Below are 15,432 nucleotides of genomic sequence, written 5' to 3' on the forward strand. Positions count from 1 at the left end.
TTTGATCTGCCGCGGCACCGAAATGCTGGCGGTCGCATCCTCCTCCCTTGGAAGATAGCCCGGCCGGTGCCGCTGCTACCGTCGCGGTCCCCTCAGGGGAAATTGCGCCATTCGATCGTCGCGGCAGGATCGGTGCACAAGCGGCAATTGGCGCCGGTGAAAGTGCGGCCTGCGGCGCTGTCGCCGCGCAATTGCCATTCCAGCCAATCGACCACGATCATCGCGTTCCGCCCGCCCATCGGCTCGTGATAGGTGCCACCATGCCCGGTGGGCGTGTTGACCCAGGCGACCGGCACATGGGAAATGCGGTTCACATCGTCGAGGCCATTGGCAAAGGCGATGTCGCTTTCCCCGCCATTGAGATAGATGACCGGCGTGTGCAGTGCGGCCAGCGCATCCTTGCCCGTCTCCATCCCGCCCATGCGCGGCCCGTTTTCGGGCAACAGGCCGGAGTTTTGCACCACCACCGTATCAAGGCGCGGATCGCCCGCCACGGTCAAGGCCTGCACCCCGCCGCAGGAAAAGCCGCCCGCGGCCAGCATATCTTCGTTGATCTTGCCGAACAGCGGGCTGCCAGCACGCGCATTCTCGGCCAGCGCCCAATCCAGCGCTTGCGTCAATTGCGCAGCCGTGGTGGGCGGAGGCGAAGCGCCAATCGCCCGTGGCGCTTCGGCACCTTCACGCGCCTCCGGCCCGCTGCGCCACTTGCCCGCCGCGATCACCAGATAGCCATAGGACGCAATCTGCGAGAGGTGGAAACGGCTGCTGGTGCCATCCGCCGCGCAGCCGCCATTGCCCCACACGAACACGCCCAGCGTACCCGGCGCCACGGCAGAGAGGTCTTGCGGGCGGTAGATGACGTGATCGGGCAGATCGGCGGAAAGCTCGATCAGCGAGGGGTAAGGGCCATCGCCGACCGTATCGGGCAACAGGTTGATCCGCGCCATCATCGCCGCGAAATCTTCTTCCGGCGCGGGGTTATCCTGCGCCACGGCCGGGCTTGCCAAAAGGGCTGCGGCCACGGCGAGGCCTGTCCATGTGCGAGTCATCGTCATCCTCCCTCCAGAAGTCCAGACGCGGAAACTAGCGGGTCAGGCGGCGAATGTAAGCCCTTTCATGCAAACCAGTAAGCGGTGCCACGCATTTCCAGGCTGATGCGAGGCGGGGCATCGGTGGGGGCCAGCGGATTGTCGAATGCGCCATGCGGCATCAGCAGCGGGCGGCTCTGATCGCTTTCGCTGGTGACGAAAACCAGCGCCTCGCCCATATGCATATCGGGGTAATAGAACCAGCGGTGCGCCGGATTGTATGCAAGCAGGTAATTGCCGAAAGACCATTCGGGCGCGCCCGGCGGATCGAAGATCGCATCGCATTCGATCAGGTCGCCCATCTCCAGCGAATCGAACGCACACAGCGCCAGCGGCACATCCTGCGGCGGGGGGCTGAGCACGCGCCAGACATTATATTGCACGCTGCGGGCGATCGCCTTGTCCTTGGGCGCGGCGGCATCGCGCGCGGCGCGGGCGGCTTCCACCGACATATCGACATGGACAAAACGCGCGGGGTGCGAATTGTCATGCGCGTCGTTCTGGCCCAGCCTTTCGGAAAAGCGCAGGATTCCGCGGCTGAACATATCGACATGGTCGCAGCCCGACACGGTCTTGAGCAATTCGGCAATCTCGCCCGCATGGATGCGCGCCACCGCGTCAAGATCGGTCAGATCGGGCAGCGCGCTGGCATGGTCCACCAGCGTGAACCCTTCCACATCAAGCGAACAGCCCGCCCCGCGCGCATCGCGGATATCCACTTCGCGCGGGGCCAGCGGCACGAAGTCCTTTTCGTGCGCATTGGCGTAGAAATAGGGCCTCTTGGCAGTCCGCTCCGAATAGCCGATTGCGGCGCGCACATCCTTCATCGCATCTCTCTCCCCCGCCGGAGGCTAGTCCGCGAATTCCTCGGTGTCGATGGTCGGGCGGATCGCGTCGTGATAGCGGTGGCCGCGAATGGCGGCGTGGTTCACGATGCGGCCTGCCTCTTCGATCACGCCTTCGGGCAGCGGCAGGCTGGCGGCGGCCATGTTTTCTTCCAGATGCGCCAGCGAAGTGGTGCCGGGGATCACGTGGCAATGGTCGCCCTGTTCCAGCACCCAGCGCAGCGCCAGTTGCGCAGGGGTAAAGCCGTTGTCGCGCGCCAGCGCTTCGAACTTCACGATCACCGCCAGATTGTGCGGCCAGTTTTCTGCGTTGAAGCGCGGCATCTTGGTGCGCAGATCACTGTCCTCCAGCGTGGATGGATCGCGGATCACCCCGCCCAGCGCCCCGCGCCCCACCGGGCTGAACGCGACCAGCGCAATGCCCAATTCCCGGCAAGTATCGAGCACGCCCAGTTCCACATTGCGCGTCCACAGCGAATATTCGGGCTGCACCGCGCCCACGGGGTGCACGCTGTGCGCCTCGCGGATATGCGCGGCATTCCATTCGGACACGCCATAGGCGCGGATCTTGCCCGCTTCGATCGCGCGCGCCATTGCGCCCACGCAATCGGCCACCGGCACCTTGGGATCGAAACGGTGCATATAGAACAGGTCGAGATGATCGGTGTTCAGCCGTTTGAGCGTGGCATCGAGCGCGGCGGTAATGGTGGCGGGCGAGCAGTCGATCCCGCGCTTCGGCCCGTCCACGGTGATGCCGGTCTTGCTGGCGAGGAAATATTCGTGGCGGCGATGCCCCACCGCGCGCGCGATCAGTTCCTCGTTCTTGCCCGCGCCGTAGATATTGGCGGTATCGAGGTGGTTGCAGCCCAGATCCAGCGCCCGGTTGAGCAGCGCCGCCGCCTCGTTTTCCGAAGGCGGCGTGCCATAGGCCCAGGACAGGTTCATGCACCCCAGCCCCACGGGGTGGAGCGGGGTTCCTGCAATGGCGCGTGTCTGCATCAGGACCAGCCGTCCTGCGCTTCAAGACTGGCGGCGAGTTCGCCGATCACGCGGTAGCAATCGAGCACCTGTGCGACAGAGCTGTTCGGCTCGCGCCCTTCGCGGATCGCGGCGATGAATTCGCGGTCCTGCAATTCGATGCCGTTATTCGACACGGCAACGCCCGACAGATCGACCGGCTCTTCCTTGCCCGTGACGAGATCGTCATAGCGCGCAATCCAGGTGCCGTTATCACCGATATAGCGGAAGAAAGTGCCCAGCGGCCCATCATTGTTGAAAGACAGCGACAGCGTGCAGATCGCGCCGGTCTCGCTCTTCAACTGGATCGACATATCCATCGCAATGCCAAGTTCCGGGTGCTTGGGCCCCTGAATGGCGTTGGCGGTAACGATCTTGCCCGCCTGATAGGCGAACAGGTCGATCGTGTGCGCGGCATGATGCCACAGCAGGTGATCGGTCCACGAACGCGCTTCGCCCTTGGCGTTCATGTTCTTGCGGCGGAAGAAGTAGGTCTGCACATCCATCTGCTGGATGGCGAGCTCGCCCGCCACGATCTTGTTATGGATATATTGGTGGCTGGGGTTGAAGCGGCGGGTGTGGCCGACCATGCAGACGAGGCCGGTTTCCTGTTGCTTCTTCAGCACGGCTTCGGCATCGGCCCAGCTGTCGGACAGGGGGATTTCCACCTGCACGTGCTTGCCCGCTTCCATGCAGGCGATGGCTTGGCTCGCGTGCATCTGGGTGGGGGTGCACAGGATCACCGCGTCCACATCGTCGCGCGCCAAGGCTTCGGACAAATCGGTGCCCGAATGCTTCGCGCCGTATTTCGCGGCGACTTCTGCCGCCTGTTCGGCGCGGCGCGAGATGATCGAGGTGATTTCAACCCCGTCGATGTTCTTCAGGCCATCAAGGTGCTTTTCGCCAAAGGCGCCGGCACCGGCGAGCGCAATACGCATGGGTTCTCTCCGAAAAGAAGGCCCCTCCCGGCAAGCGGAAGGGGCGCAGACAAGATCAGGTTACTCGGCCGCTTCGGCCAGGCTCTTGCCGCTCATCACGCGGCGCGGTTCCAGTGCCTCGCCGGCGGTTTCCTCCGGCTGGAGGATCAGCGCGCCGAGCGCGGTGTTCGAGGCGGGGATATGGTAGAAGGTGTAGAGATCCTTCACCTTGTCGCCCAGCGCGCCGCGCATGATCAGCCACATCACCAGTTCGATGCCTTCGCTGCCCGCTTCGCGCAGATATTCGATATGCGGCTTCTTGCTGAGCGTTTCGGGATCCTTGATCAGCTGGTCGATGAAATCGAGATCGAACTCCTTGTTGATCAGGCCCGCACGCGGCCCCTGCAACTGGTGACTCATGCCGCCAGTGCCCCAGACATGGACGTTCAGGTCTTCGGGGAAGCTTTCGATGGCAGCCTTCAGGCTGTCGCCCAGCGCAAAGCAGCGCGCGCCCGAGGGCGGCGGATAGGTGACGACATTCACGGGGAAGGGAATGACCTTGCAGGGCCATTCGTCAACTTCGCCAAACATCATCGACAGCGGCACGGTGCAGCCGTGGTCGACATCCATCTGGTTGAAGATGGTCATGTCGAAATCATCCAGGATCAGGCTTTGCGCAATATGCCAGGCCAGATCCGGGTGGCCGATCACATCGGGCACGGGGCGCGGCCCCCAGCCTTCATCGGCGGGCTTGAAACGCTCGCCGCAGCCGATGGCAAAGGTGGGGATGATGTTCATGTCAAACGCCGATGCGTGGTCGTTATAGACCAGCACGATCACATCGGGCTTGTTTTCCGGCTTGGCGATCCATTCCTTGATCGGTTCGTAGCCTGCGAAAACCGGGCCCCAGTAATCATTGTGCAGCGTGCCGGTCTGGATGGCGGCGCCCAGCGCCGGGATGTGGCTGGACGTAATGCCCGTGGTAACGCGTGCCATTTCAGTAACCTCCCTTGATCGACCGGACGCCTTCGGGCGAGCGGCCGCCATTGATCATCATCTGGGCATATTCTTCCTGCGTCATCCCGGTCATCGAACCGGCTGCGAACTGGAAACTCTTGCCATCGGTGGAAAACAGCTTGGACAGGAAATAGACATTGCCGCCCTCGTCGATCATCGCGTTGTAATCGCGGCGCAGCACGGCGTCCTTGGCCGCCGGTGTCAGGTTCCATTCGTCGAGATAGGCGCTTTCATCAGCGAGGAAGCGCTTGCGGTTTTCCTCTTTCATCAGGCTCATCGCGAACTGGTTCAGCCAGTATCCCTTGCGTGCGCGCTGGGCAGTGAACACGCGGGTGCCGGGGATATCGTCGAACGCGGCGAGATATTCGTGGATGTTGATCCGCTCTTTTTTCTTCTGGGTCATTTCTCGTTCCATTCGTAGGTCAGCGGGGCCTCGCGAAAGGCGAAGCGGTCAATATGCCGTTCGACAACGCCGCGCATACGGACGTTCTCTTGCCTGTCGGCGGTGGTCAGCGTGATGCTGATGCCGCCCTGATGCGCGGTCATCACCACATGGGTGTGGTCGGAAAACGGAAACACGCCCATGCCGTCACCCTCGTCATAGGAGGTGGCGAATTTGTGCCCCCAATGGCTGACAAGCTGCTGGATATAGCGTTCCGGCTTCTCGCAAGGTGCGAACCCGGTGCTTGTATAGCCTTCGCTGGCGGTCATGGCGTCGTTCACAGCCCCCGTGCTTTCAACTGCGCGTCGAGGCGCGGGAAGACGCGGCGGGCATTGCCTTCGAAGATGGCGTGGCGTTCCGCATCGCTGATATCGAGCGCATCGATATAGCGCTTGGTGTCGTCGAAATAGTAGCCGGTGGTGGGATCAATCCCGCGCACCGCGCCCACCATTTCGCTGCCGAACAGGATGTTCTTGGTGTCGATCACATCGGCCAGCAGATTGATGCCCGGCTGGTGATAGACGCAGGTGTCGAAGAACACGTTGTTCATCAGATGGCTGCCCAGATCGGGCTTCTTGAGCATATCGGCCAGACCCCGGTAGCGGCCCCAGTGATAGGGCACCGCGCCGCCGCCATGCGGGATGATGAAGCGCAAGCTGGGGAACCGGCTGAACAGATCGCCTTCGAGCAATTGCATGAAGGCGATCGTATCGGCCGCAATGTAATAGGCGCCGGTGGCGTGCTGCGCCGGGTTGCACGAACCCGACACGTGGATCATCGCGGGCACATCCAGCTCGCACATGGTTTCGTAGAAGGGGAACCAGTATTCATCGGTCAGGGGCGGATGGGTGAAATGCCCGCCGCCCGGATCGGGATTGAGGTTGCAGCCGATAAAGCCCATTTCCTCCACACAGCGCCGCAATTCCGCAATCGGGGCGGACATATCGCTTTCCGGGCTTTGCGGCAGCATACAGACGGGCGCGAAGGTTTCGGGATAAAGGCTGGCGACCCGGCCGATCAAGTCATTGCAGACCTGCGCCCATTTCACCGCCACGCTGCGGTCGCCCACGTGCGGGGCCATGGCCGATGCGCGGGGGGAGAAGATGGTCATGTCCGCGCCGCGTTCCTTGATCAGGCGCAACTGGTTCGCCTCGATCGTTTCGCGGATCTCGTCGTCGCTGATTGCCGGATAGGGCGGGCATTCAGTGCCAGCCTTGAACGCGGCCTTCTGCTCCTCGCGCCAGGCATCGTGCGCGCGTGGCAGGACGGTGTAATGGCCGTGGCAATCAATGATCATCGTCATGGTGTCAGTCTTCTCCCTGCGATTGCCGCGCATGGGTTATCGCTGCAATCTTGCTGTCGAGCGTGGGCGGCACCGGGGCAATCCCCAGCTCGCCGATTCCCTGCTGCCGTTTGACGGTATTTTCGGTCATCAGCGGTGCAATGCCAAGATCGCGCAGCATGGCGGCAGCTTCGGCCATTTCGGCGCTGCGCCGCAGGCCATGCGCGATCATCCGGTCGAGATTGTAATCCGCCCGCTCGGCCCAGGGCACGTGCTTCTCGCTCGCATCCAGGCTGGCGAGCACCTCGTCCAGAACCCCAGCGGCATTCGCGGCCAGCACCATTTCGGCGGTGAGCGCTTCCAGTCCCTTCACCATCACGCTGCGGCACAGCTTGATCGCGCTGGCCTGCCCTACCTTGTCGCCCACCACGCGGGTCTTGGCAAAGCCGAGCCCGCGCAGGGCCACCATCGCATCGGCGGCGTGCGGCCCGGCGATGAGCAGCGGCACGTTAAGGCGCGCCGGATCAACCGGGGCCATCACCGCGACATCGGCATAGCGCGCGCCCGCTGCCTCCACCGCCTCAGCCGCCGCTGCCTTGGTGTGGGGGGCGACCGAATTCATGTCGATCCACAGCGCGCCCTTCGGCAACAGCGGCGCATAGTCGCGCGCGGCAAGCAGCGCCTGATCGGCGGTGACCAGCGAAAGCACGACCTCGGCCCCGGTCAGCGCTTCGGCCGGGGAAGAGGCTGGGCGAACGCCGCATTCCTCCATCGCGGCGCGCCGGGAGGGTTCGCTGTCAAAGGCAAAAACCTCGTCTTCCCAGCCACCTGCATCGGCAAAGGTGCACCCCGCCTCGCCAAAGCCGATCAGCGCCACGCGCGGCGCGGCAAGGGGAGGCTGGGAAAGGGACAAATCCTGCGGCATTTTCTCTCCGGGTGCCCCCTACACTTTGTATGCGTTGCTTACAAGTTTGCAGCGCTCTATGCGGTGCTTCATTCTTGACGCGCGGGTCGGGCAAAGCCACCTGCGGGATCAAGGCAGTTTGCGAGGAGGAGAGACTCGGCCATGTCCGGAATTGTCGTTCAGAACATCCAGCGTGCAGACAAGGATATCGTCGCCGCGCTTGGCGCCTGCGGCGTTGCCACCGTGCACGAAGCGCAGGGCCGCAGGGGCCTGCTCGCCAGCTATATGCGCCCGATCTATGCCGGGGCCCGCATCGGCGCATCGGCGGTGACGATCAGCGTGCCGCCGGGCGACAATTACATGGTGCACGCCGCGATTGAGCAGTGCCAGGACGGCGACATTCTGGTGATCGCGCCCACATCCCCGTGCGAGGATGGCTATTTCGGCGATCTGCTGGCCACCAGCGCGCAGGCGCGCGGCTGCCGGGGCCTCATCATCGATGCGGGCATTCGCGATGTGCGTGATCTGACCGAGATGAATTTCCCCGTCTGGGCCAAGCGCGTGTTTGCGCAGGGCACGATCAAGGCGTCGCTGGGCAGCGTGAATGTCGATGTAGTGTGCGCCGGCGCCTATATCCGCCCTGGTGATGTGATCGTGGCCGATGATGACGGCGTGTGCGTTGTCCGCCGCGAGGAGGCCGAGGAGGTGCTGAAGGCGGCACAGGCGCGCGAGGCGAACGAAGCGTCCAAGCGCGAACGGCTGGCAGCGGGCGAGCTGGGCCTCGATATGTACGGCTTCCGCCAGAAGCTGATCGACATGGGCCTGAAGTGGGTGTGATGGCGATGCGCAGCGCACCATGTATGTGGATGCGGGGCGGCACCTCCAAAGGCGGCTACTTCCTCGCAGACGATCTCCCCGCCGATGTGGCGGAGCGCGATGCCTTCCTGCTCGCCGTAATGGGCAGCCCCGATCCGCGCCAGATTGACGGGATGGGCGGCGCTGACCCGCTGACCAGCAAGGTCGCCGTGGTGAAGAAGAGCGCGCGCGACGGGATCGATGTCGATTACCTGTTCCTGCAGGTCTTCGTCGATCAGGCGATTGTCACCGATGCGCAGAATTGCGGCAATATCCTGGCCGGTGTCGGCCCCTTCGCCATCGAGCGCGGGCTGGTTGAACCGACCGGGGACGAGACGCAGGTTGCCATCTATATGGAGAACACCGGGCAGGTGGCGGTCGCCACGGTGGAAACCCCCGGCGGTTTTACCGGCGAGCGCGCGGTGAATTACGCGGGCGATGCGCGGATTGACGGCGTGCCCGGCACGCACGCGCCCGTGCCGGTGGAGTTCCGCGACACCGCCGGTTCCAGCTGCGGCGCGCTGCTGCCCACGGGCAATGCCTTTGACGAGATCGAGGGCGTGAAATGCACGCTGATCGACAACGGGATGCCGTGCATCGTGATGAAGGCGGCCGATCTGGGCGCGACCGGCTACGAAACGCGCGAGGAGCTGGAAGGCGAAGCCTTTGCCCCGATCCGCGCGAAGATCGAGGCGATCCGCCTTGCCGCCGGGCCGCTGATGAATCTGGGTGATGTGAAGGAGAAATCCGTCCCCAAGATGTTCCTGGTCGCCCCGCCCAAGGCTGGCGGGGCGATCTGCACGCGCAGCTTCATCCCGCACCGCGCCCATGCCACGATCGGCGTGCTGGCGGCGGTGACGGTGGCGACCGCCGCGCTGATCGACGGTTCGCCCGCAGCGGAAGTTGCCAAAGTGCCCGAAGGCGCACGCAAGGTCTTGAGCGTCGAACACCCCACCGGCGAGATGACGTGTGTTCTCACGATGGACGATAACGGGCAGGTGGCCAGCGCGGCTTTGCTGCGCACCGCCCGCAAGCTGATGGATGGAATTGTATATGGCTGATCGCATCGTCTCCTGGCACGCCAACCCTTCGAAGCCGAAGTTTACCCCGCCCCCCGGCGCGGTGGATGCGCATTGCCATGTCTTCGGCCCGATGGCGCAGTTCCCTTTCAGCGCGAAGGCCAAATATCTGCCCGAAGATGCCGGGCCCGATATGCTGTTCGCGCTGCGCGATCATCTGGGTTTTGAAAAGAACGTGATCGTGCAGGCGAGCTGCCACGGCACCGACAATTCCGCCACGCTCCACGCGATTGCCGCGGCGCAAGGCAAGGCGCGCGGCGTTGCCGTGGTCGATCCCGCGATTTCGGAGGATGATCTGGCGGCGCTGCATCTGGGTGGCATCCGGGGCATCCGCTTCAATTTCCTGAAACGTCTGGTGGACGATGCGCCCAAGGACAGGTTTCTGGAGGTGGCCAGTCGCCTGCCCAAGGGCTGGCACGTGGTGATCTATTTCGAGGCGGATATTCTGGAAGAACTGCGCCCCTTCATGGACGCGATCCCGGTGCCGATCGTGGTCGATCACATGGGTCGCCCCGATGTGACGCAGGGGCCGGACGGGCCGGACATGAAGGCGTTTCGCCGCTTCCTCGACAGCCGGGACGACATCTGGTTCAAGCCGACCTGCCCCGACCGCCTCGATGCCATCAAGGAAGGCGGCAAGGGCGATCCGTGGGACAATTTCGCCGCCGCCGTCGCGCCGCTGGTAGCCGATTATCCCACCCGCTGCATCTGGGGCACCGATTGGCCGCATCCCAATATGCAGGATGAAATCCCCGATGATGGCCACCTCGTCGACATGATCCCGCGCATCGCGCCGACGGCCGAATTGCAGCAGGCTTTGCTGGTGGACAATCCCAACCGGCTTTACTGGGCGGATTGATAGACCGCGATCAACCCGCCAGCACCGCCCGGACCCGTTCGGGCGTGAAGGGGAAGGTTGCCATCCTTTTGCCCGTTGCGGCGTGAAAGGCATTGGCGATGGCGGCAGATGCGGCCGCCATCACCTCCTCGCCCGCGCCCGATGAGGGCTGGTCAAGATGCTGCACAATCACCGGGGTGATCTCCGGGCAGTCGGAAAAACGCGCCACCTTGTAGCTGTTCCAGTCCAGCGTGGTGACGCCCTGCGGGGTGAAATGCACTTCTTCCAGCAGCATCCGGCTGACCGTCTGCACCAATTGCCCGGTGATCTGCGCGTCCACGATATCGGGGTTCACCGTGCACCCGGCATCGAGGGCACCCCAGATGTGCAGGATGCGCACGCGCCCGCTTTCCGGATCGACTTCCACATCCGCCACCGCTGCGCCCCAGCCTTTCAGATGCGTGCCAAGGCCCACGCCGCGCCCGCGAAGGAGGCTGCCCGAAGGCGGCAGCTCCGGTCCGGTCCAGCCTGACGCCTCCGCTGCTGCATCGAGCACACCCAGCCAGCGCGCATCCGCAATATTCAGGCGGCGGAAGGCGACGGGGTCAAGCCCGGCCTGTGCGGCGAGCACATCCACCGCTTGTTCCGAGGCGAAGGTGAAGCTGAGGTCGAGCGGAGAGCGCAGCCACGCACCGCGCGGCCATTCTTCGGTTGCCAGCACGTGATCGGTCAGCTTGCGATAGGGCAGGGCATACATCCCACCGCACACCGCCGGGTTGACGCTGCGCGAAGGGCCCATCGGCCAGCCGCGCGCAGGCGTGCCGCGTGCCATTTGCTCGGTGGTCTCGACAAAGGCCCAGCTATGCTGCCAGCCGTCATAGGAATAGCTTGTCAGCTTGCCCGCCGCATCGCAGGCGATGGCAACCTCGCCGATATGCGCCGGGCCGAAAGTGTCCCAGCCGTGCTCGTCCGCGCGTTCGTATTGCAGCCGCACCGGCACGCCCATCTTCTGGGACAACAGCGCCGCCCCCAGCGCCACATCGTCATACAGGCTGTGCCCGTAAGTGCCCGACCCTTCGGCAAACTGCACGGTCACGGCCAGTGGGTCGAGGCCCAAAAGGCGCGCCAGCGAACCGCGCAGGGCATAGATGTCCTGGCTCGACGCCCAGACGCGCGCGCCGTCTGCCTTGACATCGGCCAGAGCGCAATTGGGGGCCATCGTCGCGTGCGCCTGATAGGGGGTTTCGGCGGCGAAGCGAACGCTGTGAACGCTTCCCTCGCCGGGCGTGCCTTCTTCGAGCACCACCTGCACCGCGGCCACGCCGCGGCGCATGGCGTTGTAAAGGTCGGCGCTGTCGGGCAGGCTGGCGGGAATATCCCATTCGGCCCTGAGCGCGCGCGCGGCGCGCACCGCATCCCATTCGCGGCTGGCGACAATGGCGAGGAAATCATTTTCGCGCACGACCCGTGCATCGCCCATGCCGGCAATGCTCGCCTCGTCCAGCGCCAGCAGGCGCGGCGGCGCGCCAAACGCACCCTGGCCGCGCGGGCGCACAATGCGTGCGTGCAGCATTTGCGGCAGGCGCAGATGCTGCACATAGGTGCGGTGTCCCATCACCTTTTCGGCAAGGTCGGGCCGGGCAGCGCGCTGCCCCACGATGCGGTAGGCGGAGGGGTTCTTCAGCGGCGCTTCGCCCGTCATCGATATTTCGAAGGGCCGGTCGCCCAGCAATTGGCCGTAGGTTACCTGCCTCCCGCCGTCGCCGCGCACTGATACCACTCCGCGTGCCGTCGCAAGATCGGCAAGGGGCGCGCCGAGATGTTGGCTGGCGCGGCGCAGCAATTCGGCGCGCGCTTCGGCGGCGGCGCGCTGCACCTGCGGGCGGCCATTGGCGATGGCGCTGGAGGAATAGGTTCCGCCCTGAAACGGCGTCACCTCGGTTTCGTGGGCCACCACGCGCACCTGGTCCATATCCAGGTCCAGCTCTTCCGCGGCCACCTGGGGAAGCGCGGTGGTGGCGCCCTGCCCCAGTTCGACAAAGCCGATCAGCACGGTGGCGGTGCTGTCGGCATGGATGATGATCCAGCTGTCGATCTTCTCCCGATCCGGCCCCGGCGGCGGGCCGAATTGCGCCCGTGCAGGCCGTGCCAGCGGATCGATCAGCGCAAAGCCCACCAGCAGCGCGCCGCCCGCCTTGAGCAGGCCGCGCCGCGTCAGCTCGGCGGGGGAGGAGAGCCGTGCGCCGCTCATGCGGTTTCTCCGCGCATCCGCGCAGCGGCCCGTTCAATCGCCGTCAACAGCCGCGGATAGGTGCCGCAGCGGCAGATATGGCCGTCCATATGCGCCACGATCTGCGCGCGGCTCGGCGCCGGATTGGCTGCGAGCAGTTCGGCGGCCTTCACCACCATTCCGCCATAACAGAAACCGCATTGCGGCGCCTGCGCGGCGATCAGTTCGTCCTGCAAGGGATGCAGCGTGCTGTCCGGCGAATACCAGCGGGCAATGCCCTCCGCCGTTACCACGTCCTTGCCCAGCGCCGATGCCAGAGGGACGACGCAGGAGCGCACTTCGCGCCCGTCAATCAGGACGGAACACGATCCGCATTGCGCCATGCCGCAGCCAAAGCGCGGCCCCTTTAAGTCCAGTTCGTCCGCCAGCACATACAGCAAAGGCGTGGCCGGGTCGGATGCGACCCGCCGCGCCTCGCCGTTTACACTAAGCTGCGTTGCGCCCGCCTCGTCGTCGTTCATGCCGGCTCTCCCTGCCTGTCATGCTGCGCCGGGCGCAGCATAGGCATGGCAAGGCGGCTGGCAAGCGGCGCGAGGCGCGGGCGAGCGGCCGTCAGCCTTCCAAGACCATGCGCACGAAATCCACCGTCTGGCGGGTGGCCAGCGCGAATTCGGTCGCGGTCGCCTGGAAGCTGCCATAGCGGCTGAATTCTTCGGGCTTCTGGCCTTCGAATTCGTAAGCCTGGCGGAAGCTCGGCAGCTTCATCAGCTTCTCGATGCTTTTGGGGTTCGGCTCCCGCTCGATCGCCTTGGGGTCGAAATCCAGCTCGTCCTCGACTTCCATCAGCCCGGCGATGTAGCCCGGCGGGCAGGTATAAACCATGTCCGACCCGGCAAAGTCCTGGATGTGGCGCGACACGGTCTTGCCGTTGTCGTCCTTTTCCACCCGCATCGAGCATTGCAACATCTTGGAGGGGTGGTTGATCGACTTTCCATACCAATAGGCGCGCTTGAGCACCGCCTCCTCGCCATCGCGGATTTCCATCATCGACAGGTCGATGCCGCGCGCCTTGGCTTCCCGCTGCCAGTCGGACAGCTGACCCAGGCGACTCGACATATGGGTGATGACGCTGCGGAACTTCGACAGGTCAACGCCCGCCGCGCGTGCGCGCTGGAGGCCGGCGGTCACCGCAGCCATGCAGCGCGAATATTGCGACACGGTGAAGCTGGTGGTGTTGTTGGTGGAAATGCCGCGCGCGGTCAGCTCCTCCAGCACTTCATAGCCTTCCTTGGAACCGGGCAGCTTGACCATTACGTTTTCGCCCTGCGCGGCGATGGAGAGGCCCTGTTCCAGCATCTTCTCGCCATCGGTGACGAAGCGCGGATCGACCTGGCCCGACAGCATCCCGTATTTGCCGCCGCTGGCTTCATAGACGCGGTGAATGGCGGACGCGCCCTTCTTCACCAGATCCAGATACATCGTCCAGTATACGCCTTCGACATCCATGCCGGGATTGTCGCGCGCGATCTTCTTGATTTCGGCGCGCCACAATTCGGGCGCCAGCTGGATCGCCTGCAGCGACAGCGGCGGATTGGTGGTGACGCCGCGGAACCCCATCGTGCCGCTGTCATGGATGGTGCCGGCATCGTACAGGCGGGTGAGCTGCTCGGCCCATTGGGCGCGCTTGGCGTCCGGCGCCTTGGCCAGCGTTTCTTCCTTCCAGCTGGGATAGATCAGCGGCGAGGAATCCCACCAGATTTCAGCTTCGGGATTGGTTTCGGCCAGCTTTTCAAGGACGTGCTTGGACATCTCTCACTCCTGCGGCGGCGCGGCGGAGTCGCGCCTTGTGAACTTGCGCGGCCCCCCTAGCGCAATTGCACCGCCGGGATAAACCCCGCATGGGCAAGGCCATGAATCCTTGCGACAAAGTAATACCAATTGGCGTGTTCCGCCGCTGTGTCTTCTTCCCCTATATCCGGCCGGGATGATGCCGCGATCCTTCCTGTTGCCAGCTCTGCTTGGCCCGGTGCTTGGGCTGACTGTTCCGGCATGGGCGCAGGAGCCGCCTTCTCCGCCCGATTCATCGCCGGGCGAAATCGTCGTTCAGCACACGCGCCCCCAGGATGTTTCGCCTGCCGAAGTGCACCGGCAGGCGCGCGCCGTTGCCGCCTCGTCCGACCATCTGCGCGTGCCACTGGCCCGGTTCGAAGACCGGCTGTGCGCGGGCATCGTGGGGCTTCAGGCGGATGCCGCCATGCTGATGATCGACCGCATCCGCGACAATGCGCACCAGCTGGGCATCCGCCTCCATGAAGACGGGTGCCAGCCCAATTTCGTGGTCATCTTTTCCGATGACAGCCAGGTCACCATGCGCAGCGTGGTCGATCGCAACCCTGCGATATTCCAGTTTGTCCCGCCTGCCGAGCGCCGTCGCCTGCTGGCCCCCGCGCCGGTTCACGTTTTCAGCCATGTCGAGCCGCGCACGCGCGATGGGATGCCGATCGCCCGCGAACGCAATCTGGTCAGCCCGCCGGTCAGTCGGCAGCAGATGGCGCATTCGCTGATCTACACCACCACCCGCCGCGACATCACCTCGGTCACCATCGTGTTCGATTCCCGCGAAGTTGTCGGGATGTCGGTGGGGCAGCTGGCCGACTATGCCACGATGCGCGGTCTGGCCGAAACGCAGGTGCCCGGCGAAGTGCCGCTGAATTCGATCCTGACCCTGTTCAATCCCGAAGGCCCATATCCCGAAAGCCTGACCGAATTTGACCGCGCCTATCTTCGTGCGCTCTATGACTGGGTGCCCAATCTGCCCGCTGCGGCAAAGCTGGGCAGCGTCACCCGCGAGCTGGAACGGCTGAGGGTGGAGCGCGCAGCCGAGGCGGGCGCGGCACCGTCCGAGCAGTAAATTCCGC

16 protein-coding genes are annotated in these 15,432 nt (G+C 64.5%); 4 read left to right on the forward strand and 12 right to left on the reverse strand.

Annotated elements, in window-relative coordinates; translation table 11 throughout:
- Positions 1-92 precede the first annotated feature (92 nt).
- From WFP44_RS13400 to WFP44_RS13440, 9 genes are all read right to left on the reverse strand, one after another.
- Positions 93-1,049: an alpha/beta hydrolase gene (locus WFP44_RS13400; RefSeq protein ID WP_336927067.1), complete on the reverse strand. Its 957-nt coding sequence runs from the start codon at positions 1,047-1,049 to the stop codon at positions 93-95.
- A 65-nt stretch (positions 1,050-1,114) separates the two neighbouring features.
- On the reverse strand, positions 1,115-1,915 hold the full coding sequence (locus WFP44_RS13405; protein WP_336927068.1) for a CmcJ/NvfI family oxidoreductase: 801 nt from the start codon (positions 1,913-1,915) through the stop codon (positions 1,115-1,117).
- A 24-nt stretch (positions 1,916-1,939) separates the two neighbouring features.
- Entirely contained in the window at positions 1,940-2,932 is a 993-nt protein-coding gene (locus WFP44_RS13410) for an aldo/keto reductase (protein WP_336927069.1), read from the reverse strand.
- The gene (locus tag WFP44_RS13415) at positions 2,932-3,888 is read right to left on the reverse strand and encodes a Gfo/Idh/MocA family oxidoreductase (RefSeq protein WP_336927070.1); all 957 of its coding nucleotides are present in this window, start codon (positions 3,886-3,888) and stop codon (positions 2,932-2,934) included. The genes WFP44_RS13410 and WFP44_RS13415 overlap by 1 nt, the downstream gene beginning before the upstream one ends.
- A gap of 60 nt (positions 3,889-3,948) precedes the next feature.
- Positions 3,949-4,863 carry a class III extradiol dioxygenase subunit beta gene (locus WFP44_RS13420; protein ID WP_336927071.1) on the reverse strand — a complete coding sequence of 305 codons (915 nt, stop codon included), beginning with the start codon at positions 4,861-4,863 and terminating at the stop codon, positions 3,949-3,951.
- A gap of 1 nt (position 4,864) precedes the next feature.
- Complete coding sequence (gene ligA, locus WFP44_RS13425) at positions 4,865-5,287, reverse strand: protocatechuate 4,5-dioxygenase subunit alpha (RefSeq protein ID WP_336927072.1); 423 nt, start codon at positions 5,285-5,287, stop codon at positions 4,865-4,867.
- A complete protein-coding gene (locus tag WFP44_RS13430) occupies positions 5,284-5,607 on the reverse strand; it encodes a DUF2218 domain-containing protein (protein WP_336927073.1) in 324 nt (107 codons plus the stop codon). Before WFP44_RS13430 ends, ligA begins: the two co-directional genes overlap by 4 nt.
- A complete protein-coding gene (locus WFP44_RS13435) occupies positions 5,604-6,629 on the reverse strand; it encodes an amidohydrolase family protein (protein ID WP_336927075.1) in 1,026 nt (341 codons plus the stop codon). The genes WFP44_RS13430 and WFP44_RS13435 overlap by 4 nt, the downstream gene beginning before the upstream one ends.
- Before the next feature lie 4 nt (positions 6,630-6,633).
- The gene (locus WFP44_RS13440) at positions 6,634-7,533 is read right to left on the reverse strand and encodes a DUF1932 domain-containing protein (protein ID WP_336927076.1); all 900 of its coding nucleotides are present in this window, start codon (positions 7,531-7,533) and stop codon (positions 6,634-6,636) included.
- A gap of 141 nt (positions 7,534-7,674) precedes the next feature.
- Here WFP44_RS13440 and WFP44_RS13445 point away from each other — a divergent pair, with 141 nt between their 5' ends.
- Genes WFP44_RS13445 through WFP44_RS13455 form a run of 3 tightly spaced genes read left to right on the forward strand, consistent with a single transcriptional unit; the run spans position 7,675 to position 10,305 of the window.
- Positions 7,675-8,349, forward strand: coding sequence for a 4-carboxy-4-hydroxy-2-oxoadipate aldolase/oxaloacetate decarboxylase (locus WFP44_RS13445; RefSeq protein ID WP_336927077.1), 675 nt, complete (start codon positions 7,675-7,677; stop codon positions 8,347-8,349).
- The gene (locus tag WFP44_RS13450; protein ID WP_336927078.1) at positions 8,349-9,428 is read left to right on the forward strand and encodes a 4-oxalomesaconate tautomerase; all 1,080 of its coding nucleotides are present in this window, start codon (positions 8,349-8,351) and stop codon (positions 9,426-9,428) included. The genes WFP44_RS13445 and WFP44_RS13450 overlap by 1 nt, the downstream gene beginning before the upstream one ends.
- Entirely contained in the window at positions 9,421-10,305 is an 885-nt protein-coding gene (locus WFP44_RS13455; RefSeq protein ID WP_336927079.1) for an amidohydrolase family protein, read from the forward strand. Before WFP44_RS13450 ends, WFP44_RS13455 begins: the two co-directional genes overlap by 8 nt.
- A gap of 10 nt (positions 10,306-10,315) precedes the next feature.
- Here WFP44_RS13455 and WFP44_RS13460 read toward each other — a convergent pair whose 3' ends face one another.
- From WFP44_RS13460 to WFP44_RS13470, 3 genes are all read right to left on the reverse strand, one after another.
- A complete protein-coding gene (locus WFP44_RS13460) occupies positions 10,316-12,535 on the reverse strand; it encodes a molybdopterin cofactor-binding domain-containing protein (protein ID WP_336927081.1) in 2,220 nt (739 codons plus the stop codon).
- Positions 12,532-13,035 (reverse strand): (2Fe-2S)-binding protein, encoded by a 504-nt coding sequence (locus tag WFP44_RS13465; protein WP_336927082.1) that lies wholly within the window; start codon positions 13,033-13,035, stop codon positions 12,532-12,534. Before WFP44_RS13465 ends, WFP44_RS13460 begins: the two co-directional genes overlap by 4 nt.
- 91 nt (positions 13,036-13,126) lie before the next feature.
- Complete coding sequence (locus WFP44_RS13470) at positions 13,127-14,323, reverse strand: transaldolase family protein (RefSeq protein ID WP_336927083.1); 1,197 nt, start codon at positions 14,321-14,323, stop codon at positions 13,127-13,129.
- 175 nt (positions 14,324-14,498) lie between these two features.
- Between WFP44_RS13470 and WFP44_RS13475 the strand changes: the two genes are divergently transcribed.
- The gene (locus WFP44_RS13475) at positions 14,499-15,425 is read left to right on the forward strand and encodes a hypothetical protein (RefSeq protein WP_336927084.1); all 927 of its coding nucleotides are present in this window, start codon (positions 14,499-14,501) and stop codon (positions 15,423-15,425) included.
- The last annotated feature ends 7 nt before the right edge of the window (positions 15,426-15,432 follow it).

The sequence above is a fragment of the Alteraurantiacibacter palmitatis genome, from assembly GCF_037154115.1.
GTDB classification, from domain to species: Bacteria; Pseudomonadota; Alphaproteobacteria; order Sphingomonadales; family Sphingomonadaceae; genus Alteraurantiacibacter; species Alteraurantiacibacter palmitatis.